Origin of the sequence: Dongia soli (genome assembly GCF_034044715.1) — a bacterium.
In the GTDB taxonomy this organism is placed as follows: Bacteria; Pseudomonadota; Alphaproteobacteria; order Dongiales; family Dongiaceae; genus Dongia_B; species Dongia_B soli.
Window position 1 is genome coordinate 110,632 of sequence record NZ_JAXCLW010000010.1, and the last position, 24,489, is coordinate 135,120.

The window sequence follows — 24,489 nt, forward strand, 5'->3', positions numbered from 1 at the left end:
TGCAGACCACCCTGCCGGTTACGACATCAATCGATCAGGCGGCTTGCCAGGCGTACCAGCGCTTGCCGATCTCGTCCCGATTCTTCGCCCAGTAGCGCATATCGAGGGTGATCTGGCTCTCGGTATGTTCGGAGGGCAGGATCGATTGGATCTTCTTGTCGACCAGCGGGATCGACGCGGTATTGGTCGGCGCATAGGCGGTGGCGTTGGCGAAAGCCGCCTGGCCTTCGGGACTGGCCGCCAAAGCCAGGAACTTCATCGCCGCTTCCTTGTTTTTCGTGCCCTTCGGCACCACCAGGATATCCGCCAGCGCCATGTTCTGCTTCCAGGAAATGCCGGTATTGGCGCCCGATTGTTCCAGGGCATACATGCGGCCGTTCCAAAATTTGCCCAGCGCCACTTCGCCGGAGGCAAGCTGCTGCTGCGATTCGGCACCGCTGGCCCACCACAAGATATCCTTCTTGATGGTGTCCAGTTTGGCGAAGGCGCGGTCAAGGTCAAGCGGATAGAGCTTGTCGGGCGCGACGCCATCGGCCAGCAGGGCCATTTCCAGGACACCGGGGCTTGACCATTTCCAGAAGGAGCGCTTGCCGGGGAATCTCTTCGTATCGAAGATATCGGCCCAGCCTTCCGGCGTATTCGACCCGACGGCATCCTTGTTGTAGCCGAGGACGAAGGAATAATAGAAGCTGCCGACGCCATAGTCGAAGGAGAAGCGCGGATCGAGATTGTCCTTCTTCACGATGGAATAATCGATCGGCTCCAGCAGGCCGTTCTCGGCCGCCTGATAGGCATAATCGCCTTCCACGTCGACGACGTCCCAGACGGTGTTGCCGGCATCGATCATGGCTTTCAATTTGCCGTAATCGGTCGGCCCGTCCTGCAGCACGTCAATGCCTGTCTTCTGGGTGAAGGGATCGGCCCAGGACGCCTTCTGGCCGTCCTGGGTGGTGCCGCCCCAACTGACGAAAGTGAGATTGCCGGCGGCCAGCAGGCGCGAAGCCGGCATGGCCCCCAATGCCAGAGCCCCGGCCCCCAAGCCGGCAGTCTGCAGCAGATGTCGACGTGTAATCATCTTCATAGCCCTCCCGTTTTTTTGCGAATTAGTTAAGTCAGCGGCGAAAACGGCGCCGGTTTCAGAATCTTGTTTTCAGCGGTCTCGATCAGCACCTGGATCTTTGGTAAGAAAGCCAGCCAGTCCGGATCGGCGGCCAGCGAGGCGCGGCGGCGAGCGCGGTCGGCGAGGTCTTCGAAAGCCCAGATATGGATAATCTGGTTCAGGGGCCCGATCTCGGTGGTGAAATAGCCGATGAGATTGCCGAGATGCTTGCGCTGGATGGCGATGCCCTCGCTCTCCACCAGGCGGAAATATTCGGGTACTGCGCCATTGCGCAAACGATAGGTACGATGTTCATAGATCATTGGTCTTGTCCCCTCCAACGCATCTTCAACGCATGATGAATGGATCGCCCATCGGCTCGGTGCCGGTATTGATCCAGACGGTTTTTACCCGGGTATAGTCGAGCAGGCTTTCCATGCCCGCCTCGCGGCCCGAGCCACTGTTTTTATAACCGCCAAAGGGCGCCATAGGCGAGACCGCACGATAGGTGTTGATCCAGACGATGCCGGCGCGCAGCTGGCGCATCACCCGCAAGCTGCGCGCGCCGTCCCGGCTGAAAATGCCGGCGGCGAGACCGAATTCGGTCTCATTGGCCATGGCGATGGCGTCCGCTTCGTCCTTGAAACGGATGGCGCTGAGGACCGGGCCGAACAATTCCTGGCGCATGCTGGTTATGTGCTGGCCGGGGCAGGCAAGGATGGTCGGCTGGTAGTACCAGCCCTTGCCGAAGCCGGACGGACGCTGCCCGCCGGTGATTAACTTCGCACCTTCCTGGACCGAGGCGGCGACGGCGGCCTCGACATGATCGAGCTGCGCTTTCGTCGCGAGCGGCCCCATTTCGCTTTGGGTGTCGAGCGGATCGCCGATGCGGATGCTGCTGGCCCGCGCCGCGACTTTTTCCAGCACCTGGTCGAAGACCTTGTCCTGGATGAAGACGCGGGTGCCGGCGACGCAGCTTTGCCCGGTCGCACCGAAATTGCCGGCGACGATGCCATTGGCGGCGCTGTCCAGATCGGCATCCTCGAAGACCAGCATCGGCGACTTGCCGCCGAGCTCCAGGGATACGGTGGCGAAGTTCTCGGCGCTATTGCGTATGACGTGGCGGGCGGTGGAAGGCCCGCCGGTGAAGGCGATGCGGGCGACCAGCGGATGGCTGGTCAGCGTCTTGCCGCAGGGATCGCCAAGGCCGGTCACGACATTGATCGAACCGGCGGGGAAGCCGGCTTCATGGCACAGCCGCACCAGTTCGATCAGCGGCGTCGGCCCGTGTTCCGAGGCTTTCAGCACCACCGAATTGCCGGTCGCGAGGGCAGGGCCGATCTTCACCGCCGAGAGCATGAGCTGCGAATTCCACGGTACCACGGCAGCGACGACGCCGATCGGCTCGCGCACCGTCATGACGAAGAGATCCGGTTTGTCGATCGGCAGGGTGGAGCCTTCCAGCTTGTCGGCAGCGCCGCCGAAATAGCGGAAGTAATCGGCAACATAGCGGATCTGCGCCTTGGTCTCGCGGATCAACTTGCCGGTATCCCGGGTTTCGACCTCGGCGATTTTATCGGCCTGTTCGGTGATGAGATCGGCGAGGCGGAAGAGCAATTTGCCGCGCTGGGTCGCGGTCATTGTCGACCACGGTCCTTTGGTCATGGCGCGATGCGCGGCTTTGACGGCCCGGTCGACATCGGCCGCGCCGGCATTGGGGAAGCGGCACCAGACATCGCCGGTTGCCGGATTGACGCTTTCCAGCGTGGCGCCATCGGCGGCATCGCACCCGGCGCCGTCGATGAACATTCGGTAGGAGGTGATCTCGCTCATGAGGCGGCTCTCGCTGCGTGCGGCCCGGTGATGAAATTACGGATCGAGGCCGCGAGTTGCCCCGGTACTTCCAGGGGCGTCAGGTGACGCTGCCCGGCAATGATCTCAAGCCGACCTTGCGGCAAGCGTGCAGCCAGCGCCCGTGCCATGGCGGCGGTGGAGCGCTGATCGTCCGATCCGGTAATCACCAAAGTGGGAGAATGGATCTCCGCAACGCTCTCCACCAGTTCTGCATCGGCTGAACCGAAGACCGCATAGGCATTGGCATAGGGTTCGAGATCGTTGCCCAGCATGCGCTTGCGCACCGCCTCCACGGTGGCGCCGTGATCGCGGCGAAAATCCGGCGTGAACCAGCGATCGATCGCGGCTTCGACACTGGCGGGATAGCCGCCATTGCGAACATCGGCGACACGCGCGGTGATCGCGGCGCGTTCATCCGGCGTGCGGTTATAGACGGTATTGACCACGACCAGATGATCGACCCGGTTGGGATGACCGACGGCATAGCCCTGCGCCACCAAACCGCCCATGGAGAAGCCGACCAGATGAAAACGGTCGAGCTTCAGATCATCGGACAGCCGGTCAAGCTGCGCCACGTAATCCGCCAGGCTGTAGGGGCCGGCCGGCTTGGCGCTGCCGGCATGACCCTGCATGTCATAGCGGATGACACGGTAGGATTGCCGCAGCTCGGCGGCCACGGCATCCCACATGAAGAGATCCATCCCGACACCGTGGATCAGGACGATGGGCGTGCCATCGTCCTTGCCTTCCACAAGGCAGCGTGTGCCGCTGAGATTCTGCGGAACCGCCTCGGTCATCACGCGCGCGCGGCCTTTTCCGCTTCGATTTCCTTCATGTCGATATAGCGATCGCCGATGCGGGGATGCAGGCGCCCGCCCGTCGCAGCACCGAGCGCGACCACGACTTCATCCGGGGCCGGGGCATCGTCGATGGTGAATTCGATCGTGAGATAATGTGAGCGCATGCCTTCGTCATTCTTATGGGTCATCGGAATGGCGATGGCGCAGCCGGGACCGCCGCGCTTGTTGGTGAAGCTGAGATAGCTCTTACCGCCGACCGCTTCGCGATAGAGATTGCCGAAGCGCAAAGTGTGGATCAGGGCGGAGGCATGTTCGACCTCGCCATTGCTGCCGACGACGGCGGCCTTGCCATAGGCCTCGACGCCGTCCTTGCCGCCGCAGCGTTCCAGGATGATCGGCACCAGATGCTCGCCGATCTTCGGGGCGATGCCGAGGATCTCCGGACGCAGATTTTCGACGAAAGGTCGTCCGGCCCAGGGATTGCGCAGCACCGCCGCGGCCGCCACCATGCGAACCGGCTTCGTGCCGGCCTTGCCGCCCTCGATGAAGATATCCTCGGTATGGGTGACGATCTTGCGAAGCTGCAGGTCCATTTTATCTCTCTTCCATCAATGAGTTACGCGGAATGGCTCTCTCTTGCGGGCCTCTTTGGTGCCCTTCCCGGTTTCTGGTATGCCATATTAGAGATTATCTAATATAGCCATTTCGACTGCTTCGATAGCGGCCGATTGCCACCCCTCTTTTATCCTGTAAGTCTCGGTGAATGCGGCTGGATCGCGTCCTGGCGCCGCAGCATGTCGAGGGCTGCATTGCGGGCCAGACGTACGTGTTCCTTGCAGGCGGTTTCCGCCGCATCGGGATCACGCCGGCAGATGGCTTCGGTGATCTTGGTCATCTCATTGAGGCTGCCAGGGGCCCGCCCGGGTTGCGACATCGACGTGGCGCGCAGGAAGACGACCCGGGCATGGAGCGAGCGGATCATGTCCCGGATGAGATGGTTGTCGCAGCCTTCCAGCAGTACGTCATAAAAATGCGTCGCTTCGGCCACGATTTCGCGCGTATCGCCTGTGGCGAAGGCGGCTTCCAGTTTCTGCAGCGCGCTCTGAAGGGCATTAATTTCCTTGGTTGTCGCGCGTTCGGCGAAGAGGCGGCCGGCCAGACCTTCCAGCGCCTCGCGCACCTCGTAGATATGCTGGGCATCTTCCGGCGTCACAATGGCGACGCTGGGTCCCTTGTTGGGGATGTTCTGCACCAGGCCTTCGGATTCCAAATGGCGCAGGGCCTCGCGCACGCTGGTGCGGCTGACGCCGGTCAGCTCGCACAACTCGCGCTCGATCAGCCGGTCGCCCGGCTTGAAACGGAATTCCAGGATGGCGCGGCGCAACACATCCAGCACCTGCTGGCGCAGGGTGACGGTGCTTTTGCTGACCTTGAGCGAGGAAAGCCCGCCGCGTTCTTTTTGACTCGTCATTGCAGGAATCGCCTTTTTGCCGGGCATTGCCGATCCCAGCATTACAACCGGCCAATCGTCGCTTGCAAGCTGCATCCGTTCCCGCCCGCTTATTCCGCCACCCTCTTCAGACCCGGCCGCTCGGCAAAAGCCGGCATGACTTCGTCGACGAATAGCTTCAGGGATTTCCGCTGCAACTCCATCGGCAGGCCATAAGAGGCGTAATAGATGAAGTTGTCGAAGCCGAGCGCTTCGTAGCGCTTCAGCTTGGCGATGACCTCATCCGGCGTGCCGAACATCAGATTGGTGCGCAGCATGTCGGCATCGTATTCCGCGCGATGTTCCAACGCCGCGAGATCGACCTGCTCCGGGAAGCCGTTATCGACATCGCCCAGTTCCCGGAACAGGTTCTCGAACTGGCCGGCGACGCGGCGCATGGAATTAACATAGGGCTCCCAGTCATCGGCACGGGCATAGACGCCGGTGTGGCGCATGGTGGAGAGGCGCGGCCGCTTGGTGCCCGCCGGCGCCTTGGCGAGCGAGTCTTCGAAACGCTGCTTATAGGTCTCGACTTCGTGGAAATCGCGGGTCATCGCCCAGGTCATGATGTTGCAGTCATTGGCGACGGCCCAGTCGAAGGAGACCGGATTACGCGCCGCGACCCAGATCGGCGGATTCTTCTGCAAGGGCTTCGGGGTGGAGGTTGCCTTGGGGAAGGACCAGTATTTGCCGTGATGCTCGACATCGCCCTGCCAGAGCTGCTTCACCAGCGGCAGCATTTCCAGCATATAAGGCACGCTTTCCTGCGCCTTCACCCCGCCCGCCATGCGGTTGAATTCGCGCTGATAGGCGCCGCAGCCGATGCCGAATTCCAGCCGTCCGTTGGTGAGGAGATCGAGCATCGCCGCCTCGCCGGCAACGCGGATCGGATGCCAGTAAGGCGCCACGACGACCGCGGTGCCAAGGCGGATGGTACTGGTATGCGAACCCCACCAGCCGAGGATCTGGAATGGATTGGGCGCGATGGTCATTTCGATTGCGTGATGTTCCGCCGCCCAGGCGATTTCGAAGCCGCCGCGTTCGGCCATCTGCACCATGTCCAAGGTATGGCGCATGACGTCGCGCATATCGGTGCTGGGGTTCATGCGTTCCAGATTGATGGCGAGGCTGAATTTCATGGAAACGGTCCTTCAGTTGACAGTGGCGACGGTGGTGGCCGTCGGAAAATCGGGAGCAGTTTCGGCGGCGATAGCGCCGTAGCTGCCGCGGCAGAAGAGCAAGGGCGAAGCATCGATGCGGCCGTAATCGGCGACGGCGCCGATCAGGATCACATGATCGCCGGCATCGATGCGCTGATGCAGGCGGCAATCGAGATAGGCCAGGACATTGTCGAGTACCGGCGCGCCGGTGATGCGAGGCCGCCAGCTCACGCCGGCGAATTTATCGGCGCTGGGCGTCGCGAAACGGGTCGAGAGATCGCGCTGCTGTTCGTCGAGGATGTTGACAGCGAAGCCCTCGGCGCTGTCGAAAGCGGCGAGGATCGGTACCGACTTGGCAACACAGACCAGGATCAAAGCCGGTTCGAGGGAGACCGAGGTAAAGGAATTCGCCGTCATGCCGCGCGGCTGGCCGGTGGCATCCAGCGTGGTGACGACGGTGACGCCGGTCGCGAAGCAGCCGAGGGTGCGGCGCAATTCGCGGATATCGCTGGTCGCTGCTACCGGTTTCGTCATCTGGACCTCCCGTCCGATTGGTTTCTAAGAAAAGGATAAGGGATGGGGAGGGGGCGTTCTTCCTATGAGTCCGAGGAAGGCAGGGGTTATTTATGCTCTGCTTCGGAGCAGTGGCCGGTAGGTTTTCAAGCAACCAAGCCTGGAGGGCTCCTGCGGAAGGGCAGTCCATACCATATAACCCACTGATATTACTGCTGTTGTCTAGCCTGCCAGGGTGCCGCGCACCCGCAAGGCGACGTCAAGGGCGATCCGGGTATCGGGATCTTCCAAGTCCAGCTTAAAGACATCGGTTAGGCGCTGGAGCCGGTAGCGGAGGGTGGTGACGTGAATCCCGAGGGCATCGGCCGTCGCCTGGTAACGCCCGCTATTGGCCAGGAAACGCTCGAGCGTGGGCAGCAGATTGCCGTCATGGGCGCGGTCATAGTCCTCGATCGCGCCCAGGGTTTCCTCGACGAAGCTGCGCAACGCATCGGGATCGGCAATGGCGATCAACCGGGCGAGGGGGCCGAAATCGCCGCTTTCGACGATGCCGCGCCGGCCCACGCGGGCGGCCAGTTTCAGCAGGCGATCGCAATCGCGCCGCGCATCGCGGTAATCCTCCAGGCGCTGACAGAGAGCGCTCAGGCAAGCGACAGGCTTGGCCTGGGAGAGCCAGGCGATCTCCTCAATCATCTGTTCGAGCAATTGCCGCGCCGCCTTCGCGCTGGCGCCCCGTTCCGGCAAGAAGATGATATAGGTCGTGCCGCCCGCTTCCGTCGTCGCATTTTCGGCAAAGGCGGTGGCGCCGGCCAGGCGTTGTCGCGCCAGGCGGGCGAGAGCCTGTTCGATATCGGCGCTGCTGGCCGCCGGTCCTTTGGCCGTTCCTTTGCCTGTGGCCGGCGCGAGCGACAGCGCGGCCAGACGTGCCGGCTCATCGAGCGGCAATTGCAGATGATGGGCGCGCGCGAAGGTTGCCGCCTCGTCGCGCCAATCGCCGCTGAAGAGGCGCGAAAAGAATTCGCCATGGGTTTCCGCTTGCACATCGAACCGGATGCGGCGGCGCAACAACAGCATGGCGAAGGCGGCGCGCAATTCCTGCGCGGTCAGGGCCTCGACGGCATCGAGCGCGCGGTCGTCGCTCAACAGCAGGATGCCGCCAAGGACATCGCCACCGGCGGTGCAGGGCTCGACGATGGCATCAATCTCGCCATAACCGAGCAGAGACAAACGGCGCAGTTGTTCGAACTGACCGATCTCGGCTTCGCGCACGATCTGCGCCAACTGACGGAAGGTTGCCGGTGCCACACGGTCCGGCCAGTTGAGGCCCGTGGTATCGCCGGCCGAGGTCACTTGATTGGTGGTGAGATCGACCAATAGGAGTGTGCGGTCGAGATAGCGGCGGCAGAGTTCGATGAAGGCCTCGGTATCTTCCGTCGTCAGCACCCGTTCCATGGCATGTTGATGGATCTCCAGCGCCTGGCGGAGCGAGTCATTCTGCTGCGCTTCCAGCCACAGGCGATGGGCCTTTTCAACCGCCAGCGATCCGAGGAGCGCCACGGTTTCCAGAAAAGCGGTTTCCTCGGCATCGACCTTGCGGACCTCATGGGCATGGACGGAGAGCACCATGTTGCGGCCTTGCTCGTCACGTGCACTGAAAGGCAGCAGCACGACGGTGCGATAATCGCGTTCCATCGCTTCCTGGCGATAGCCGGCGGAATCCGGCAGGGCCTGGGCATCGTCGATGATCATCGTCTGGCGTGCATCCAGCACCGTCTTCACCGGGCTGGTCTGCAAAAGCCAGCGATCGACCGCGCCTTTGGTGCGGTCGGCGAAGAGGGGATCGTAGCGGGCGACGAGCACCGAATAACCGCTCGCTTCATCCACCGCCATGATGGCGGCGCTGCTCCAGGAGGAACGCTGGCAAACCGCCGTGGTAATGAGCGACAGGACTTCGGGCAGGGCGCTGCCGGCATTCACCAGGCTGGCGATATGCCCCAAACTCTTCAATCGCTCGGTCAGCCGTGCAGCCATTCGTCATCCAGCGAGCAGGAAGTCCATGCGAAGCGGAGGGTTGCACGATTGCCGGCTGCGGTAAAGCTTGCTCCCACAAGCTCACTCAACCTGCCGTCCCGCAAAAAATATGCGAGGCGAAGCGGTTTTTCGTCGGAACGACCTGGCTGCCCATCAGTTTGCTGTATGACCGTGGCGCTAGAAGCGAATGTGGTCGGCACCTAGTCGATGGGCATTTGCAAGTCGCGGTCAGAAATTCGAAAGCAACAGACCAAGGAGAGCATAATGGCTCAGGAAAAACGCGGTTTCGCTTCGATGGACCAAGACAAACAGCGTGAGATTGCCAGCAAGGGCGGCCACGCCAGTGGCGGTAACTTCAAGAACGATCCGGAACGCGCTTCTGAAGCTGGACGCAAGGGCGGTCATGAAAGCGGCGGTAACTTCGCCAATGACCGCGAACGCGCATCGGAAGCGGGCCGGAAGGGCGGCCGCTCCTAAAGCTTTAAGGTAGCACTAACGAGCGGGGCGGAAGGATGACTTCCGCCCCGTTTCATATTGGGGCTTTTGCTTCCGGGCGATTTCTTTGCGTGGATGTCGCGCGGAACGGATCGGCAGGCGCGCTGTTGAGTGAACAGCGGAAGGAGGCGGTGATGAAAGCAGTGGTATTTCATGGCATCGGCGATATTCGCCTGGAAGAGGTGGCCGAGCCGCGCATCGAACAGCCGACCGATGCCGTCGTCCGGCTGACGGCCTCAGCAATTTGCGGCACCGATCTGCACATGATCCGCGGCACCATGGCGGATATGAAGCCGGGAACCATCCTCGGCCACGAGGGCGTCGGCGTGATCGAAGAACTCGGCGACATGGTACGCAACCTGAGGGTCGGCGATCGCGTGGTCATTCCCTCTACCATCGCCTGCGGCAGTTGCTCTTATTGCCGGGCCGGCTATTACGCGCAATGCGATACCGCCAACCCGAAAGGCAATCGCGCCGGCACTGCCTTCTTCGGCGGACCCGGTTCGACAGGTCCCTTCCATGGCCTGCAGGCGGAAAAAGCGCGTATCCCTTATGCACATGTCGGCCTGGTGAAATTGCCGGATGATGTCTCGGACGATCAGGCCATCCTGCTATCGGACATTTTCCCGACCGGCTATTTCGGCGCCGACCTTGCTGAGATCCGCGATGGCGATACGGTGGCTGTCTTCGGCTGCGGGCCGGTGGGGCAGTTCGCCATCCTTAGCGCCAAACTGCACGGGGCGGGTCGGGTAATCGCGGTGGATTGCTATCCCGATCGCCTGGATATGGCGCGGCAACAAGGCGCGGAGACGGTGAACTTCGACGAAGAGAATCCGGTCGAAACGATCTTGCAGCTGACCGGGGGGATCGGCGTGGACCGCGCCATCGATGCCGTCGGCATCGACGCCATGCACGCGCATGAAGGACCGGCCAAGCCATCACGCGACCAGGCAAAAAAATTCGACCAGGAAGTGAAGAAGGTCGCGCCGAAGCAAAAACCGAGCAACGGCAACTGGCATCCGGGCGATGCGCCGAGCCAGGTCCTGCAATGGGCGACCGAGGCTTTGGCGAAAGCCGGAACCCTCGCCATCATCGGCGTCTATCCTCCCGGCGCCGACAGTTTTCCGATCGGGCAGGCGATGAACAAGAACCTCACGATCAAGATGGGGAATTGCAATCACCGGAAATACATTCCGCATCTGCTCGATCTGGTGCGCAGCGATATCGTCGATCCGACCAGCATCCTCACCAAGGGCGAGCCGCTATCGGACGCGCTTGAGGCTTATAAGCAATTCGACCAGCGCAAATGCGGTTGGACCAAGGTGGAGCTAAAGCTGGAGGCATCAAGCTAACCAACCGGCAAACCAAACCAGTAGTCACCTAGGGAGCCTGACCATGAGCCAATCCACGCACCCACGTCATTTATGGTTGATTGAACCCGTCGCCGAACCGGCCGATCCCCGCTGGCAGGACCGTACCATCTGGCGGAAAGTCGTTGTTGCCGCGGGTAGCGCGGCCTTTGCCCGGGAGATCGCCGAGAGTTGGGCGCTGAACACGGCGCGCAATCAGCTTGGCATCACCGGCCAGATCGGTAACGAAAGTCCAAGCCAATGCGCCGGCTTCAGCGACGTCAAGCTCTATGCCGTCAAGGAAGTGCCGACGGAGAGCCTCGGCATTCTGGATCCCAATGAGCCGTCAGAAGGTGTGATTCTCGCCGAGCCGCTGAGCGCTACGGAACAGCGACAGGACCTGGTCCAGGACCAGGCCTGACCGGTTGGGCGGACACGGCAGGAATCGCCGTCAATCTTATTTACTTCATTCTGCCGCTTTGGGTGATGGTCGGATTCTGCGACTGGATGTGCCACCGCGCGCGAACTGAACGCACCACAGGGCCTATGAAGGCCTCGGCCGCGCATGAACCGACCGGCTATTGGGACCTCGTTTATGCCAACGCCCACGGCCATCTCACCGGTTGAGCAGCGCGTGCCGGATTTCCTCTCGATCTTCGTGCTGGGGAAGCAGCAGCCATTCGATTGGAGCCTCCGATTCCGCCATCCGCCGGTAAATCCAATTACCTTTGGGCATTGATGGGGGTGATGGCGCTCAATTTGCTGATGTTGTTGCGGCATATCGAAGAATGAGGCGAGGGGACACCGGGTCCCCCGTCCTCGATTAGATCGCGGGAATTCTCCACGATGCGCTATAGCCGATAGTCGTTCTCCTGCGGATGCGGAGCGAAGCGATGGGTGCCGCCTGTGCCAATATCCATCAGTTCCCGCAGATGTTCCCGAGCACGGCAAAGACGCGAGCGCACGGTGCCGACGGGGATGTCCAGAATATTGGCAACCTCATTATATTCTCGTTGCTCAAGGCAAATCAGCCGCACGATCTGGCGGTGCGACGAACTGAGGCAGGAATAGGCCCGGCGCAGGTCGCGGACCTCGTGGCGAACTTCCTGATTACCTTTATGGGGGATCGCGGAATCGAGATTGCCGTCCTTGGTGAGGACGGGGCTGCGCTTCTTCACTTCGTTGATGAAGCTGTTGTGAAGGATAGTCATGAGCCACGAGCGAAGGTTCGTACCGGGCTGCCATTTGTCGATATTGGCAATTGCACGAACCAGGCATTCTTGGATCAAATCGTCGCTTCGCTCTGAATCGCGGGTGAGAAACAGGGCATAACGCCGAAGCCGGGGGATCTCTTCTTCGATGCGACGGAAGATATCGTCGTTTTTCTTCATCTCGAATACTCCCTGGAGCCAGATATTGAGCTAGATCGGTAAATCGCTACAGATATGTCGGGGGAAGTAGTCTTGAACGTCTTGTCACTCAGATTTAGGCGCAGGGACGGCCGGGGTGAAAACAAAAAACCGCTACTGAATTCACGATATTTTGTCTCGCTGAAGCTGCGTTGTTGGTGAGTTGGCACAATGATCGCAGCGAGGGCCCGGGTGAAGCCGGTCACGTGAGCTGTCCCTGATCTCGCTTGCGGTAGGATGCAGCCTCTCACCTGTCATATAGCTGGCTTTACGGGGCGGCCGGATGGACTGACGGCCCCACCTAGGCGAGATATTTCCTGGCGTGTTTCAGATCACTGATGAAACCTTGCTTTTCGCGATGACGTGACGCGTCGTCGCGTTGCCGAAGGATGAAAGATGGGTGAATTGAAACCAGCAGCGCGCCCTGCCAGTCGCGCTCGCGCCGTAACTTGTCTGCCTGCGGAATCGTGTCCGGCACCGCTGCGGCATCTGGCATACCGATCGTCATGATCTGTCCACGCGACTTGCCAACGGCGACGGATCTACCCAGCAATCCCCGCACTGCGGAAGCGCCCAATGCGAGAATCAGGCGCGGCTGCACCAACCGTACTTCCTGCCACAGCCACCATTTGCAAATGTCGATCTCGCCTGCCGTCGGTCGTTGATGCAGCCGCCGCTTGCCGCGTGGCTCGAATTTGAAATGCTTCACGACATTGCTGACATAAACCATGTCACGGTCAAAACCCGCGGCTTCAAGGGCCTCATCGAGAATCCGGCCGGCGGGCCCGACGAAAGGATGGCCGGCACGCTCTTCCTGGTCGCCCGGCTGTTCACCCACCAGCATCAGCGATGCGGTGAGCGCGCCTTCGCCGAATACCGCACGTCCGCCGCACTTCCAGATATCGCAGCGCTTGCAGGTGGCCGTTTCCTTGGCGAGGGCGGCGAGGGATTTGCCGGCCTTTGCTGTACGGCTTGCTTCCATCAGATGCAGTCTCCGTCGGCTGCAAGGTCAACACCAGCTTGCCTCGCTTGTTCCGCCTTATTGAGATGAAGGAAGGTGACGGGAACAAGCAAAGATGCCGGATGTTGCTTTCCATATGTCGGCCGATAAAAGTCGCGGATCGCAAAGGCGTGAATAGCGACCGGCCTTTTACTGCAATGGAGCATCCATCGTGAATTTAACCACCGCGAAATATCTCGGCTCGCTTTCGATTATCCGCGGCATTGCACTTGTCCCACTTTTCGCCATGCCGTTGGCCGCTACGCCTTTGAGTGCTCATGCCGGTTCAAACGGAAGCGAAGCGCAGCCCATCCAGCTTGCGGCTTGCGGTACCGGCCAAACGGAAGATTCCTCCGGGGCTTGCGTAAACGAAAACGATTCCAGCAAGGGCAATACCGGCGGCATGGGTACGAACGGTTCGGGCGCCGGCAATGGCGATAGTGGCGGCAACGGCACGGGCGCTGGCAGCGGTTCAGGCGGTGGCAGTGGCGGCGCCGGCAGCGGTTCAGGTAGCGGCTCCGGCGGAGGTGCGGGCGGCTCAGGTGGTGGTTCAGGTGGTGGCTCCGGCGGCGGCGGCGGCGGCGGGTCCTAAGGGACGGTTACCTCGCTGACGGTGCTCGACCGGCGGTAACCCGTGTGACCATCTACCCGGTGGGTACAGCTGACGGAGGCGTGGATGGAACTGCGACATGCGGATTACGAAAACCTCATCGCGCGCCTCGAGAGGGGCGACTCCTCCGCCGAGGAACTCGCCGCAATCCGAAAGGAAGCTGCACAATGTTTGAGAGATGCGCTCCAGCGGATCGCGCAACTGGAGCACCAGATCGCAAATATGCAGCGGGCGATCCGGGATGCGGTCACCGAGACCGGCGCCGCGCGAGATGCGTGAGTTTTAAGGATTTCTGAACATTTTCTGGCGATCACCCACCCCCAAAGAAGGAGGCAATCATGGCAACGCAAATACCCAAGAGTGAAAAGACATTGAACAAGGACGAGACCTATAGCCTTATTTCGGCCGACAAGGTCCAACGAACATCGATCTACAACTCGAACGGCGACAACTTGGGCGAAGTCGAAGACCTGATGATCGACAAAGTGAGCGGCAAGGTCGCTTACGCAGTGGTCAGCTTCGGTGGGTTCCTCGGCATGGGCGCACAGCGCCGTGCGCTGCCCTGGTCCGTGCTAACTTATGATACCAGTCGCGAGGGTTATGTCATCGACGCGCAGGATGACATCATACGCAACACGCCCGAGGCGCAATCCGAAGAGACCTATTCCGATAGGGAGTGGGGTACACGACTGCACAATCACTATGGCGTGCCGCCTTATTGGATGTGAGACTCTTTCCTCGTCCGCAGCCGGTCGCAGCGCGCCCCGTCCTATCCTGTCCGGCTATAAACCTAACTGGTGTGGGATGGCCGCGCTACGACGCGGCTATCCTGCGAACGCGCATAAGGGAGACGTAAAAATGGTTTACAAAGCCCTTGCCGTTCACGATTTTTTGTAGGGTCGATCCTAGGCCCTGTCACGTGACGCCAGTGCGAGTTGCGCTAATATCAGATGCAAGGAGCGTGTTGCAAAATGACGAAGATCAACAACGCCGGGCAATACGAAGATAAATTGCACGACCTGCAGAAACACGATTCCCCGCGAACGCCAAGTAACGAGAAAAAGAAGCGAGCCTTGGAAGGCGAAACCGCCGATTACGGCCAAAAACTGCATGACAGGGAAACCAAGGGACGCCCCAATCGCAAGTCCCGGTAAAGAATGCTGCGCGGAACATTGCCGCCGCGTGGAGGAGTGCGGCTATCCGGTCAACCTGCTGTATCACCGCTGCAACAGCTCCGTGTCGGGTATGTGCCGATGAATCGGGCGGGTGGATAAAGAGCAACGGCGTCCTTATATCAAGCCGGCAGAAGCCGGGAACCAAAACCCATAAACATTGTTCTGATGGACACTGAGCTTAAGGAATTGGGGGTTTGAGAAGATTGGAAGAACGGGGCAACAGCGTTCCTGATCCCGCCAATAAAACCTTCATGACCGGCTCAGGCCATCGATCCACTCAGGAGATTTACACGATGCGCGCGACGATTCGTACCGCTGTCATTCCTGCTGGCGGCCTAGGGTCCCGACTGATGCCCTTAACCCGTGCAGTACCCAAAGAATTGCTGCCGGTTTGGAATAAGCCCGTCTTGCAATATGCCGTTGAAGAGGCAGTCGCGGCGGGTATCGAACGTATCGTCATCGTCACAGCGCCGGGGAAGGACAGCCTGCAGCGCCATTTCGCCAATGATAAGCTCGACGGTGCCTGCCGGATCGATTTCGTCATTCAGGAAACCGCGCGCGGCCTGGGTGACGCGATCCGCGTCGCAGCCCCGCGCAACGAAGATATCGCCGTTCTGCTGCCAGACGAATTGCTGATGGGTGGCAATTGCCTGAAGGGCCTGGTGGACTGCCACGCGCAGCGTGGCGGCAGCGTGCTTGCGGTACAGAAGGTACCGCTGGCGGATGTGCGCCGCTACGGCATCGTCGACGTGGTGACCACCGATGGCTACGGGCTGGAAGTCAAGGCGATGGTGGAGAAGCCGTTGCCGGAAAAGGCGCCGTCGCAGCTTGCCATCATCGGCCGTTATGTGCTGGATGCAACAGTGATTGACCGCCTGCAGGATGCGCGCCCGACGGTGAACAACGAAATCCAGCTTACCGATTCCATCGCCGCCACCTGCGGGCTGGAACCGGTGACGGCCATCCACTATGACGGCGAACGCTATGATTGCGGCAGCTTCAGCGGCTTGCTCCAAGCCAACATGGCGGTCGCGCAGCTTGAAGAGCCGGCAGTGGTCGCGCCGTTCTTGCATGCTCAGCGCAGCGATATTCATGTCGATGCCGCATGACCAATGAGCGTCCTCCCCACCTGCCGCCGGAGAAGGCAAGAGCCGGCCGTATCAGCGGCCGGGTCGTCACTGTCCTGGTCGCGGGTTTCGTGCTGGTCGTCCTGTTGTTAGGCGGCGCATGGCTCTACTGGTCGGGAACGACGCCGAAATAGCCGGCGACATAAGTTGATGAAGAAAGGGCGGCCGGATCGGCCGCCCTTTCTTTTGCCATCATACCGGCTATGAAAAAGGGGCGGCCCTTGGGCCGCCCCCATCGCTTAATGCGAAGTAGCGAACGGCTAGGTCCGCCAGATACCGGCATTCGACTGACGGAACTTCTCGACCTGCTTTTCCGCTTCATCTTTTGCAACGCCGTAGCGTTCCTGAATGCGGCCGGCAAGTTCGTCGCGCTTGCCTTCGAGGACGTCGAGATCGTCGTCCGTCAGCTTGCCCCATTGTTGCTTGATCTTGCCTTTGAGCTGTTTCCAGTTGCCTTCCATTTCATCGCTGTTCATGGCTCCGCTCCTTTTCCAAAAGGATGACAACACAAAAACCGTGAAGCGGACCTGTTGTTCCCCTGAACCCGGTTCGTCTGGTTGACAATCCCGTGTGTCGTCGGTTCGATAAGGCCTTGCAATTATCGGGCAGGAAATGAGAGCGTTTTTCCACGAGGACCAACGGTTACACCGTCCAAAGCAGTTCATGCGCGCGGGCCGGCTCGCCGAGCCGACAGATGTGCCGCAGCGGCTGGACCCATTGCTGGCTGCGTTGACCCGGCACGGCATTACACCCGAGATGCCGCAAGATCACGGCCGCGCCCCGGCCCTGGCGGTTCATGCTCCCGGTTATCTCGATTATCTCGCGACCGCTTATCAGCGCTGGCAGGATCTCCCCAATGCCGGACCGGAGGTGCTGCCCAATCTGTCGCCCTACTGGAATGCCGTGCCAGGCATGCAACGGCCACCTTGTCCCTCGGAGGCGATCATTGCCCAGACCGGCTATTATCTCGGAGATCTCGCCGTGCCGCTCGGACCGGATAGCTGGATCTCGATCATAGCGGCTTCACATGTGGCTGCCAGCGCCGCCGATGCGGTGCTGTCGGGTGCGCCGGCGAGCTATGCTCTTTGCCGTCCTTCGGGTCATCATGCCCGGGCCGATCGGGCCAATGGCTTCTGTTATGTCAACAATGCGGCCATTGCGGCGCAGCGCCTGAGGGAAAAATTTGCTCGCGTGGCGGTGTTGGATGTCGATGCCCATCACGGCGACGGCACGCAGGAGATCTTCTACGCTCGCGGCGATGTGCTGACCGTCTCCATGCATGCCGATCCGAAGATCTATTATCCCTTCTTCACCGGTTATGAGGCGGAACGCGGCCATGGCGAAGGGGCGGGGGCGAACCGCAATATCCCGATGCCGCGCGGCGCGTCGGATGAGGATTTCCACGGCGCCATCGACAGCGCTCTGGCGACGATCAGGGCCTTTGGCGCAGAAGCGCTGATCCTGTCGCTTGGCTTCGACAGCCATCGCGACGATCCGATCGGCATTCTCGGGGTGACGACAGCAGGCTTTGGCGGTGTCGGCCGCGGCATTCGGCAGCTCGGCCTGCCGGTCGTGGTGGTGCAGGAAGGCGGCTATCAGATCGAGGTGATCGGCGATTGCCTGGGCGCCTTCCTGGACGGTTTCGTGCAGGGCTGAATGCCTCGCAGCCAGAGCTCCTATCTGTCGGAACTGGGCCGGCAGCCGAACATCCGCTGATAATTATGGGCGAAATCCGAGATCGAGGCGAAGCCGCAAGCGCGAGCGATTTCCGAGATGCTGGCCGGGCTCTGACGCAGCATGGAGCGAGCCCGCAGCAAGCGTTCGCGCATATAAAACTGTGTCGGCGTGGTCTTCTCATGCTGGCGGAAGGCACGCTGCAGCCGGCGCAGATTGATACCCATCCGCACGGCGATCTCCGCCGGGCTTAGCGGCTGTTCGATGTGCTGGCGCATGATCCCGGCGGCCTGGCCGGTGATGGAATGCCGCGGCTCGCTGACATTGCTCTGGGAATCATGGTCGTCGCGGATGACGCAGCGATTGAGCTGATCGGCAACACGCCGCATCGCCTCGGCGCCGCAGAGCTGGCGGACGCAGGCCAGGGCGAGATCCGTGGTGCCGCAGCCGCCGCTGCAGCTGACGATGCCCTGATCGACCCGGTAGATGTGGTCGCGGAAATCGACCCGCCGATGCTTGGCACGATAATCGTCGATATAGGCCCAATGGACGGCGCAGGAGCGGTTTTGCAGCAATTCCATCTCCGCCAGCAAGGCCGCGCCGCCACCCACAGTTCCAATATGCGCGCCATGGAAGAGCTGCCGCCGCAGCCAGCTTTCGAGGAACCAATCGGCCGGCCGGGGCCGGTCGAAGCCCGCCAGCAGCAAGGCGTTGTCGCAATCGGCGATCTCTTGCAGCCGGTAAGTTGCGCCCACCGTCAAACCGCCTGAGGCGCGTACAGCCATCTGCTGCAATCCGACCACGCGCCAGGTGAAGATCGTCCGCGTCATAATGCGATTGGTCAGATAAAAGATGTCGAGCAGAGCGGAGAGATCATGCAGATCAAAGCCCGGCACAAGTATCAAATCGATCGCCGCGGCGGGCTGGCCGGCCACGTCCTTGACCTTGAGCAGATGATGCTGGGCGGCCCCATGATTGACTGCAGCCCGGTCGACCGCGTCGCGGTCCTGATCGAGAGCGGCTTCGAGGGCGTTATATTGAGACAGGCTCATCTCGTTCTCCTGCAACTGTTGACGGAGGACGATCACGGCATGCTGCCTTTCGGCACATTTCTGTCCGAGCAGCTATATCGCGGTATGGCGGCGTTCCCTATACGACTTTAGGCGTGAATCCGTCTGCTGTGACGATCCGGCCTACTGCATATCATAGTATTCAGACGGCGCGCGTGTCCAGATTGGACGTTTTGTCCCGCGTCAGATGCGTTTTGGGACATTTTGTCCCGCCCCCATGACGGCAGCTCATACTTTAGTTCAAGATCGTTGGAACCCCGAATATCTGCACCCGCTAAAGCTTGACCTGCCGGACAATAGACCACAGACTACCCGCCGGAGAGTGGGACAGCATGACAACCGTACTCGTGGCTGACGATCATCCCATGTTTCGCGAAGCGCTGGCTGATGCCTTGCGCTCGATCATCGACGATGTCGATGTGATCGAAAGCGGCTCCATGGTGGAAACCATCGGCGCCGTCGCCAATAGTTCCGATATCGATCTGATCCTGCTTGATCTCCGCATGCCCGGCATGAACGGCGTCAAGGGCGTGCGCACCTTGCGCGTGCGGCGGCCGGATATTCCCGTAGCGGTAATCTCCGCTCTATCGGACCGCTTCGTGGTGCGCGAATGTTTCGAAGCCGGCGCTATCGGCTATATCCCGAAATCCTTGTCGCGCTCGGCCATCGCCACGGCGATCTCCACCATCCTTGAAGGCGGCAGCTACGCACCGAACGAAGGCATCGAGGACGTCAAGGCGGATATGGAAGCCGATGAGCTGGATGATGCCATGCGCTGCCGCTTCGAATTGCTGACCAATCAGCAGCGCAAGGTGCTGGATTTGATGGCGGCGGGCCTGCTCAACAAACAGATCGCTCATGAGATCGATGTACAGATCACCACGGTGAAGGCGCATGTCTCCAGCCTGCTGCAGAAGCTCGGCTGTTCAAGCCGCACCCAAGCGGTGATTCTCTATCAGAAATACCTGCGCGCCGCCTCACGCGGCTCTGCCGGCAGCCCCTCCAGTGGAGGCCTCTCGACGCATTGACGCTTGTCGCGTTTCAATCACGCGCCCGTCACCCGTCATCGCACTTCGCTCGCATCAAACAAGGTTGTCACCCTCGGACCTGATCCAAGGGGCCATCGGGGGCGACTATTGCCGGCTCGGCTCCCTTACTGCCGCACCGAGGCGATCAGCGCGCGCAGGCGCGCCGGTTTGATCGGCTTCAACAGCAGGCTGACCGCCGGGAGCATCTGTACCATCTCCTGGACTTCATTGTTGCGGTCGGCGGTGATGACCGCGGCGGGGATGACGTGGCCAAGGCGGTCGCGCACGGCGGCGATCAGATCCGTGCCGATGCGACCGTTATCGAGATGATAATCGGCAAGCAGGATGTCCGGCTTTTCGCCTGCCTGGGCAATCGCATCGATGGCGGCCTGTTCGTCGGTGGCGGCGATGACGCGGCAATGCCAGGTATCGAGCAGGCTGGTCATGCCATCGAGGATGTCGGGATCGTTATCCACCACCAGCACGCGCACGCCGGCGACATTGCTGGGATTGGGTAGGGCCTTGACCTGCGGCGCCACGGTTTCGGTGGCATCATCCGCAATTGGCACCAGGACGGAGAAGAGCGAACCGCGGTCGACTGTTGAGTGCACCTGCACCGGGTGATGCAGGAGGCGGCTGATGCGCCGGACGATAGAGAGGCCGAGACCATAGCCTTTGTCGCTGCCATCGACCTGCGTCAGGCGGTGGAATTCCTCGAAGATGTCGTCGAGCCGGTCCTGGGGAATGCCGATGCCGGTGTCGAGCACCTGCAATTCGACATTGGTGCCGCGCCGTCGGGCACCAAACAGGATACGGCCGCGCGGCGTGTAGCGGCAGGCATTGGTGAGGAAATTCTGCAGCAGCCGGCGCAGCAGGCGAGGATCGGTATAGACAGTCTGGTCGCTGGGCAGCACTGTCAGTTCCAGATCGTGCTGTTCGGCCAGTGGCGCGATATCGTCGCGCAAGGCCCGCATCAGCGGCGCCAAGGCAACGCGCTGAATTTCCGCAGTGACATGGCCGGCATCCAGCTTGGAGATATCCAGGAGGATATTGAGGATATCTTCGACATTGGCCAGCGCATGATCGACCTTGCCGAGCAGCGGCCGCAATTTGTCCGGCAGCGGATTGTCCTGGGCGGCGGCGATGAAGAGGCGCGCTGCGTTCAGCGGCTGCAGCAGATCATGGCTGGCATCGGCGAGGAACTGGGTCTTGCTGACATTGGCGCGCTCGGCCTCGATCTTGGCATTGCGCAATTCGCGGGTGATGCGCCGCCGCTTCTCCACTTCCAGCATCAGCGCATCGTTCAATTGCTGCAGCGAGGCGGTGCGTTCATGCACCCGCCGCTCCAGCTCCTCATTGGCGGCTTCGAGAATATGCTGGGCGCGGCGCCGTTCCGTGATGTCCTGGATCAAGGTGAAGAAGCCGACGACCTGGCCATGCACATTGCGATGCGGCACATAGGTCGCGAGGCCGAAACGCTCTTCGCCATCGGCCGAGGGCAGGGGCAGATCGAAGAGCGCGGTCGAGCCGTTGAGCGCCCGTTCGATATAGGGCCGGCGGGCGTTGTAAACATGCGTGCCGAGGACCGAGCGCATGGTGCGGCCGACGATCTGTCCGCCATTCTGGGAGAAATTGGCGCGATAGGCGCGATTAGCGAAGCGGTAATGCTCCTGATCGTCGATATAGCACATCATGGTGGGCATGGCATTCGCGAAGAGGCGGATGCGCTCTTCGCTGTCATGCAAAGCTTCCTCGGCCAGGCGCCTTTCGGTGATTTCCGCATAGGAAATGACGAAGCCGCCATCCGGCATGGGATCGCGTTTCAACGAGAACCATCGACCATTGACCGATACTTCGACCGGCGCAGTCGTGTTGCTGGTGGCGATCAATGAACCGGTGCCAAGTTCGGGCACGCCGCGCTTGTCGTTGAAGGCCTGGAAGCTCTGGAAGCTCGATCCCGGCGTCAGCAGCGTCGCGGGCAGTTCCAGTAGTTCGCCATAACGTCGGTTGGCGGTGGCCAGGCGCTGCTTGTGATCGAAGACGGCAACGCCGATCGACATGCTTTCCAATGTCGCCTGAAGATGCGCCGAGGTTTCGGCCAGTACCTTCTCGCGCTCCTGACGCTCTTCATCCTTGAGGTCGGTGATGTCGGTATAGATCGAGGCGATGCCGCCTTCGATCGAGCGGCGTTCATTGACCTGCACCCAGCGTCCGGTGCTGAGTGCATAGACGGCGCGATTGGCGCCGCCGCGCCGCGTGGCGTGACGCTGGTCAAGATGATGCTTGATCCAGTCCTCATGCGACACATCGTCATTCACATTGATGCATTGCTCGGCAAGGGCCAGTTGCATGAGCTGGTCGAAGGTGATGCCGGTATGAATGCGGTCGGTCAGATGCGGCCAGAAATCTAGGAAGCGGCGGTTGAACAAAATGAGATGATCCTGGGGATCGAAGATTGCGAAGCCTTCGGAGATGCTGTTGATGGCATCCTGCAGCCGGTTCTGGGTGGTGTGGCTGACGATGATCGCTTCATTGAGTTCCTGGTTGGAAATCTCCACCGCCTGCAGCGCCTGTTCCAACTCCCGGGTGCGGTCGCGGACCTTGCGGTCCAGCAGGATGGCGGTCTGGAACAGGTGATAGGCATTGCCCTGGATATCCAGGCTGTGCTCGACCCGCGTCATCAAAGCGCGGTTGATCTCCTTCAGCTTGGCGTTTTCGCGCTCAAGCTCGGAGATCGACAATCTGGCAGGAGGTTGTTTCGCGGCCTCGGTCGTGGGTTGCTGCATCAGGCCTCGCTTCGGAAATCAGCGCCGCCGAAGGCAATGCCGGTAAAGGTCTGGCTCATATGCATCATGCCGAATTGTTCGCCATAGGTGTTGAAGCCGACGGCATTGTTGGCGGAGAGCAATTGCGAGACGCGACCCAGGATCTGCTGCTGCTCCATCTCGATGTAGCGCAGGATGCAGTCGAAGCCGAGCAGGGCCTCGATCTGGCCAAGATCGCGGGTCAACCGGTCGAGCAAGGCCTCCAGATTGCCGACCAGATCGCCGCTACGGGCGATGCTGAGCACGATGCCTTCGTCGATGGCGCAGAAGAATTGCAGGCAGCCCTGGTCGTCGACCTTCTGTATGGCGCGCACGTAATGCCGGCCACCAGCCTTCACCACCAGCGGATGGGCGGCGAAGACGAAGGGCGTCAGTTCCTCGCGCTTCAGGCCCAGCATGCGGGCATATTCCTGCCCGGCGGGTTCGGCATTCAACTGCATGACGAGCCGCTTGGCGGGATCCGCCTTGGTCACCACCAACTTATGTTCCAAAGGCTCGAAATGCTGGGTCTGGAAGACGCGGAAATCGAGATCGGTCGAGAGCAGCATCAGCAGCGCCGCATTGGTGAGGATGCGGTCATTGAAGAAAATGTTCGGCTCGTCCGAGGCGGGATTGGTGCCGGCCGACCCGCCAATCAGCGGCACATGCCCCAGCGCATCGCCGACCGCGCTGGCGATCGCTTCCTCGCGCATCGCCAGGCCGTCATTGATCAGCAGAGCGAAGGTATGGGGCGTTTCGAAACGCTGGCTGATATTCTCATGCTCCTGCAGCAGAGTTTTCGCCGCCGCATAGCCAGCGGCGATTTCGAAGGTCGCCAGATGCTCGACCACATGGATCGAGGCGGCGAAATGGGATTTGCAGAAGCAGATGCCGGTGATGCTGCCATGGCGGTAGCCGAGCGGGGTGATCTCCCCGGCGGTGGTACAGCCGACGATGCGGGCATGGCTGCCATAGGCGCGGATTGCGGCGGTGATATCGGCGATGTGAAATTGCGGCGAACAGAAGAGCAGGATGAGTTCGGCGTCGGGCGAGGCAATCTGATCCAGCAGGTCGCGCACGGCCGAAGCCGCATCTGGCTTCATCGACATGCCCCGCCGAATGGGCGGTGGCTCCCCCGGCGCCTTTGCGATCCGGTTTTGCCCGGTCTGATCTTTTCCGGTCTTGCGCTCCGCATCGTCCTTTGCGACGCGACCGGTTTTGCGTTCTGTCTCAAGCCCTGACCCGAGCATCCTGACCTCCCCGCAATCTATTTGTTTTTTCTTTTCTGCCTTCCGATCCTAGCAGCTTCACTGATTGAGCGAAGGATTATTCACTCAACTTATCTCGATCCAAAGTCCAATTTCGGATGCCGGGTGGTAGCCGGTAGCATTCGCCTCTAGGCTATTGAAATCAGACCATTGAAGTCAGACCGTTGACGAGATCATCGGCAGCGCAAGCGGATCCGGAGGCAACACGTCATCCTGGTCGTGGCGAGCGAGCCGTCGCGGCAAAAGGCTGTCATGGCATCCGCCGGCGCGGCCAAGGCGATGAGGTTAACGTCAGGCCCGTTGACCGGATGTGCGGGCGGCATACCCCGTCAGGTGCTAATTTGGGGAGGTTCAGATGAAAACACGTGCAGCTTTGGCCGTCGCGGCCGGCAAGCCGCTGGAAATCACTGACGTCGAGCTCGACGGCCCGAAGGCTGGCGAGGTGTTGGTTGAGGTAAAGGCGACGGGTCTGTGTCACACGGATTACTTCACCCTGTCGGGGGCCGATCCGGAAGGGCTGTTCCCGGCCATTCT

At 60.9% G+C, this 24,489-nt stretch carries 26 protein-coding genes and 1 pseudogene; 12 read left to right on the plus strand and 15 right to left on the minus strand.

Annotated features, from left to right (window positions below):
- Window positions 1–34: 34 nt before the first annotated feature.
- The 9 genes from SMD27_RS21880 to SMD27_RS21920 all read right to left on the minus strand — a co-directional run bounded on the left by SMD27_RS21880 (window position 35) and on the right by SMD27_RS21920 (window position 8,946).
- Window positions 35–1,075, minus strand: coding sequence for an ABC transporter substrate-binding protein (locus SMD27_RS21880; RefSeq protein WP_320510578.1), 1,041 nt, complete (start codon window positions 1,073–1,075; stop codon window positions 35–37).
- A gap of 32 nt (window positions 1,076–1,107) precedes the next feature.
- Window positions 1,108–1,422: an NIPSNAP family protein gene (locus SMD27_RS21885; RefSeq protein WP_320510579.1), complete on the minus strand. Its 315-nt coding sequence runs from the start codon at window positions 1,420–1,422 to the stop codon at window positions 1,108–1,110.
- Window positions 1,423–1,447: 25 nt separating this feature from the next.
- The gene (locus SMD27_RS21890; protein WP_320510580.1) at window positions 1,448–2,932 is read right to left on the minus strand and encodes an aldehyde dehydrogenase; all 1,485 of its coding nucleotides are present in this window, start codon (window positions 2,930–2,932) and stop codon (window positions 1,448–1,450) included.
- The gene (locus SMD27_RS21895; protein ID WP_320510581.1) at window positions 2,929–3,750 is read right to left on the minus strand and encodes an alpha/beta fold hydrolase; all 822 of its coding nucleotides are present in this window, start codon (window positions 3,748–3,750) and stop codon (window positions 2,929–2,931) included. The genes SMD27_RS21890 and SMD27_RS21895 overlap by 4 nt, the downstream gene beginning before the upstream one ends.
- Window positions 3,750–4,346 carry an amino acid synthesis family protein gene (locus SMD27_RS21900; protein ID WP_320510582.1) on the minus strand — a complete coding sequence of 199 codons (597 nt, stop codon included), beginning with the start codon at window positions 4,344–4,346 and terminating at the stop codon, window positions 3,750–3,752. The genes SMD27_RS21895 and SMD27_RS21900 overlap by 1 nt, the downstream gene beginning before the upstream one ends.
- A gap of 149 nt (window positions 4,347–4,495) precedes the next feature.
- Window positions 4,496–5,224 (minus strand): GntR family transcriptional regulator, encoded by a 729-nt coding sequence (locus SMD27_RS21905; protein WP_320510583.1) that lies wholly within the window; start codon window positions 5,222–5,224, stop codon window positions 4,496–4,498.
- A gap of 89 nt (window positions 5,225–5,313) precedes the next feature.
- Window positions 5,314–6,381: an LLM class flavin-dependent oxidoreductase gene (locus tag SMD27_RS21910; RefSeq protein WP_320510584.1), complete on the minus strand. Its 1,068-nt coding sequence runs from the start codon at window positions 6,379–6,381 to the stop codon at window positions 5,314–5,316.
- A gap of 12 nt (window positions 6,382–6,393) precedes the next feature.
- Complete coding sequence (locus SMD27_RS21915) at window positions 6,394–6,936, minus strand: flavin reductase family protein (protein WP_320510585.1); 543 nt, start codon at window positions 6,934–6,936, stop codon at window positions 6,394–6,396.
- 201 nt (window positions 6,937–7,137) lie between these two features.
- Window positions 7,138–8,946, minus strand: a complete 1,809-nt coding sequence (locus SMD27_RS21920) for a helix-turn-helix domain-containing protein (RefSeq protein WP_320510586.1) — start codon at window positions 8,944–8,946, stop codon at window positions 7,138–7,140.
- 264 nt (window positions 8,947–9,210) lie between these two features.
- On the opposite strand from SMD27_RS21920, the gene SMD27_RS21930 reads away from it, so the two are divergent.
- From SMD27_RS21930 to SMD27_RS21940, 3 genes are all read left to right on the plus strand, one after another.
- On the plus strand, window positions 9,211–9,423 hold the full coding sequence (locus tag SMD27_RS21930; protein ID WP_379990565.1) for a con-10 family general stress protein: 213 nt from the start codon (window positions 9,211–9,213) through the stop codon (window positions 9,421–9,423).
- Window positions 9,424–9,575: 152 nt separating this feature from the next.
- Window positions 9,576–10,793 (plus strand): zinc-dependent alcohol dehydrogenase, encoded by a 1,218-nt coding sequence (locus tag SMD27_RS21935; protein WP_320510587.1) that lies wholly within the window; start codon window positions 9,576–9,578, stop codon window positions 10,791–10,793.
- Between the two features lie 43 nt (window positions 10,794–10,836).
- Window positions 10,837–11,211: a hypothetical protein gene (locus SMD27_RS21940; RefSeq protein WP_320510588.1), complete on the plus strand. Its 375-nt coding sequence runs from the start codon at window positions 10,837–10,839 to the stop codon at window positions 11,209–11,211.
- Window positions 11,212–11,641: 430 nt separating this feature from the next.
- Here the strand turns inward: SMD27_RS21940 and SMD27_RS21945 are convergent, their stop codons facing one another.
- On the minus strand, window positions 11,642–12,181 hold the full coding sequence (locus SMD27_RS21945) for a sigma-70 family RNA polymerase sigma factor (RefSeq protein ID WP_320510589.1): 540 nt from the start codon (window positions 12,179–12,181) through the stop codon (window positions 11,642–11,644).
- Window positions 12,182–12,500: 319 nt separating this feature from the next.
- Entirely contained in the window at window positions 12,501–13,181 is a 681-nt protein-coding gene (locus SMD27_RS21950) for a UdgX family uracil-DNA binding protein (RefSeq protein ID WP_320510590.1), read from the minus strand.
- 190 nt (window positions 13,182–13,371) lie between these two features.
- On the opposite strand from SMD27_RS21950, the gene SMD27_RS21955 reads away from it, so the two are divergent.
- From SMD27_RS21955 to SMD27_RS21980, 6 genes are all read left to right on the plus strand, one after another.
- A complete protein-coding gene (locus tag SMD27_RS21955) occupies window positions 13,372–13,791 on the plus strand; it encodes a hypothetical protein (RefSeq protein ID WP_320510591.1) in 420 nt (139 codons plus the stop codon).
- A gap of 84 nt (window positions 13,792–13,875) precedes the next feature.
- On the plus strand, window positions 13,876–14,088 hold the full coding sequence (locus SMD27_RS21960) for a hypothetical protein (protein ID WP_320510592.1): 213 nt from the start codon (window positions 13,876–13,878) through the stop codon (window positions 14,086–14,088).
- Window positions 14,089–14,147: 59 nt separating this feature from the next.
- The gene (locus SMD27_RS21965) at window positions 14,148–14,537 is read left to right on the plus strand and encodes a PRC-barrel domain-containing protein (RefSeq protein ID WP_320510593.1); all 390 of its coding nucleotides are present in this window, start codon (window positions 14,148–14,150) and stop codon (window positions 14,535–14,537) included.
- A gap of 243 nt (window positions 14,538–14,780) precedes the next feature.
- Complete coding sequence (locus tag SMD27_RS21970; RefSeq protein WP_320510594.1) at window positions 14,781–14,963, plus strand: hypothetical protein; 183 nt, start codon at window positions 14,781–14,783, stop codon at window positions 14,961–14,963.
- Window positions 14,964–15,277: 314 nt separating this feature from the next.
- Window positions 15,278–16,093 carry a UTP--glucose-1-phosphate uridylyltransferase gene (locus tag SMD27_RS21975; RefSeq protein ID WP_320510595.1) on the plus strand — a complete coding sequence of 272 codons (816 nt, stop codon included), beginning with the start codon at window positions 15,278–15,280 and terminating at the stop codon, window positions 16,091–16,093.
- Window positions 16,090–16,245 (plus strand): hypothetical protein, encoded by a 156-nt coding sequence (locus tag SMD27_RS21980; protein ID WP_320510596.1) that lies wholly within the window; start codon window positions 16,090–16,092, stop codon window positions 16,243–16,245. The genes SMD27_RS21975 and SMD27_RS21980 overlap by 4 nt, the downstream gene beginning before the upstream one ends.
- Window positions 16,246–16,371: 126 nt before the next feature.
- Here the strand turns inward: SMD27_RS21980 and SMD27_RS21985 are convergent, their stop codons facing one another.
- Window positions 16,372–16,587, minus strand: coding sequence for a CsbD family protein (locus SMD27_RS21985; RefSeq protein WP_320510597.1), 216 nt, complete (start codon window positions 16,585–16,587; stop codon window positions 16,372–16,374).
- Between the two features lie 187 nt (window positions 16,588–16,774).
- On the opposite strand from SMD27_RS21985, the gene SMD27_RS21990 reads away from it, so the two are divergent.
- The gene (locus SMD27_RS21990; protein ID WP_320510598.1) at window positions 16,775–17,767 is read left to right on the plus strand and encodes a histone deacetylase family protein; all 993 of its coding nucleotides are present in this window, start codon (window positions 16,775–16,777) and stop codon (window positions 17,765–17,767) included.
- Window positions 17,768–17,787: 20 nt separating this feature from the next.
- On the opposite strand, the gene SMD27_RS21995 is transcribed toward SMD27_RS21990, so the two are convergent.
- Complete coding sequence (locus SMD27_RS21995) at window positions 17,788–18,837, minus strand: GlxA family transcriptional regulator (protein WP_320510599.1); 1,050 nt, start codon at window positions 18,835–18,837, stop codon at window positions 17,788–17,790.
- A 350-nt stretch (window positions 18,838–19,187) separates the two neighbouring features.
- Between SMD27_RS21995 and SMD27_RS22000 the strand changes: the two genes are divergently transcribed.
- Window positions 19,188–19,883, plus strand: coding sequence for a response regulator transcription factor (locus SMD27_RS22000; RefSeq protein ID WP_320510600.1), 696 nt, complete (start codon window positions 19,188–19,190; stop codon window positions 19,881–19,883).
- Between the two features lie 125 nt (window positions 19,884–20,008).
- Here the strand turns inward: SMD27_RS22000 and SMD27_RS22005 are convergent, their stop codons facing one another.
- Window positions 20,009–22,669: a hybrid sensor histidine kinase/response regulator gene (locus tag SMD27_RS22005; RefSeq protein ID WP_320510601.1), complete on the minus strand. Its 2,661-nt coding sequence runs from the start codon at window positions 22,667–22,669 to the stop codon at window positions 20,009–20,011.
- Window positions 22,669–23,796 (minus strand): FIST N-terminal domain-containing protein, encoded by a 1,128-nt coding sequence (locus tag SMD27_RS22010; RefSeq protein WP_320510602.1) that lies wholly within the window; start codon window positions 23,794–23,796, stop codon window positions 22,669–22,671. Before SMD27_RS22010 ends, SMD27_RS22005 begins: the two co-directional genes overlap by 1 nt.
- A 514-nt stretch (window positions 23,797–24,310) precedes the next feature.
- Between SMD27_RS22010 and SMD27_RS22015 the strand changes: the two are divergent.
- Window positions 24,311–24,489: pseudogene (locus tag SMD27_RS22015) on the plus strand (alcohol dehydrogenase catalytic domain-containing protein); the annotation flags it as partial.

Coding starts and splice junctions, on each gene's coding strand:
- SMD27_RS21920 (WP_320510586.1), bottom strand. CDS start 8,946: ATGGCTGCACGGCTGACCGAGCGATTGAAGAGTTTGGGGCATATCGCC.
- SMD27_RS21890 (WP_320510580.1), bottom strand. CDS start 2,932: ATGAGCGAGATCACCTCCTACCGAATGTTCATCGACGGCGCCGGGTGC.
- SMD27_RS21880 (WP_320510578.1), bottom strand. CDS start 1,075: ATGATTACACGTCGACATCTGCTGCAGACTGCCGGCTTGGGGGCCGGG.
- SMD27_RS21940 (WP_320510588.1), top strand. CDS start 10,837: ATGAGCCAATCCACGCACCCACGTCATTTATGGTTGATTGAACCCGTC.
- SMD27_RS22005 (WP_320510601.1), bottom strand. CDS start 22,669: ATGCAGCAACCCACGACCGAGGCCGCGAAACAACCTCCTGCCAGATTG.
- SMD27_RS21945 (WP_320510589.1), bottom strand. CDS start 12,181: ATGAAGAAAAACGACGATATCTTCCGTCGCATCGAAGAAGAGATCCCC.
- SMD27_RS21910 (WP_320510584.1), bottom strand. CDS start 6,381: ATGAAATTCAGCCTCGCCATCAATCTGGAACGCATGAACCCCAGCACC.
- SMD27_RS21990 (WP_320510598.1), top strand. CDS start 16,775: ATGCGCGCGGGCCGGCTCGCCGAGCCGACAGATGTGCCGCAGCGGCTG.
- SMD27_RS21930 (WP_379990565.1), top strand. CDS start 9,211: ATGGCTCAGGAAAAACGCGGTTTCGCTTCGATGGACCAAGACAAACAG.
- SMD27_RS21905 (WP_320510583.1), bottom strand. CDS start 5,224: ATGACGAGTCAAAAAGAACGCGGCGGGCTTTCCTCGCTCAAGGTCAGC.
- SMD27_RS22000 (WP_320510600.1), top strand. CDS start 19,188: ATGACAACCGTACTCGTGGCTGACGATCATCCCATGTTTCGCGAAGCG.
- SMD27_RS21980 (WP_320510596.1), top strand. CDS start 16,090: ATGACCAATGAGCGTCCTCCCCACCTGCCGCCGGAGAAGGCAAGAGCC.
- SMD27_RS21900 (WP_320510582.1), bottom strand. CDS start 4,346: ATGGACCTGCAGCTTCGCAAGATCGTCACCCATACCGAGGATATCTTC.
- SMD27_RS21935 (WP_320510587.1), top strand. CDS start 9,576: ATGAAAGCAGTGGTATTTCATGGCATCGGCGATATTCGCCTGGAAGAG.
- SMD27_RS21985 (WP_320510597.1), bottom strand. CDS start 16,587: ATGAACAGCGATGAAATGGAAGGCAACTGGAAACAGCTCAAAGGCAAG.
- SMD27_RS21965 (WP_320510593.1), top strand. CDS start 14,148: ATGGCAACGCAAATACCCAAGAGTGAAAAGACATTGAACAAGGACGAG.
- SMD27_RS21995 (WP_320510599.1), bottom strand. CDS start 18,837: ATGAGCCTGTCTCAATATAACGCCCTCGAAGCCGCTCTCGATCAGGAC.
- SMD27_RS21960 (WP_320510592.1), top strand. CDS start 13,876: ATGGAACTGCGACATGCGGATTACGAAAACCTCATCGCGCGCCTCGAG.
- SMD27_RS22010 (WP_320510602.1), bottom strand. CDS start 23,796: ATGTCGATGAAGCCAGATGCGGCTTCGGCCGTGCGCGACCTGCTGGAT.
- SMD27_RS21915 (WP_320510585.1), bottom strand. CDS start 6,936: ATGACGAAACCGGTAGCAGCGACCAGCGATATCCGCGAATTGCGCCGC.
- SMD27_RS21885 (WP_320510579.1), bottom strand. CDS start 1,422: ATGATCTATGAACATCGTACCTATCGTTTGCGCAATGGCGCAGTACCC.
- SMD27_RS21950 (WP_320510590.1), bottom strand. CDS start 13,181: ATGGAAGCAAGCCGTACAGCAAAGGCCGGCAAATCCCTCGCCGCCCTC.
- SMD27_RS21975 (WP_320510595.1), top strand. CDS start 15,278: ATGCGCGCGACGATTCGTACCGCTGTCATTCCTGCTGGCGGCCTAGGG.
- SMD27_RS21895 (WP_320510581.1), bottom strand. CDS start 3,750: ATGACCGAGGCGGTTCCGCAGAATCTCAGCGGCACACGCTGCCTTGTG.
- SMD27_RS21970 (WP_320510594.1), top strand. CDS start 14,781: ATGACGAAGATCAACAACGCCGGGCAATACGAAGATAAATTGCACGAC.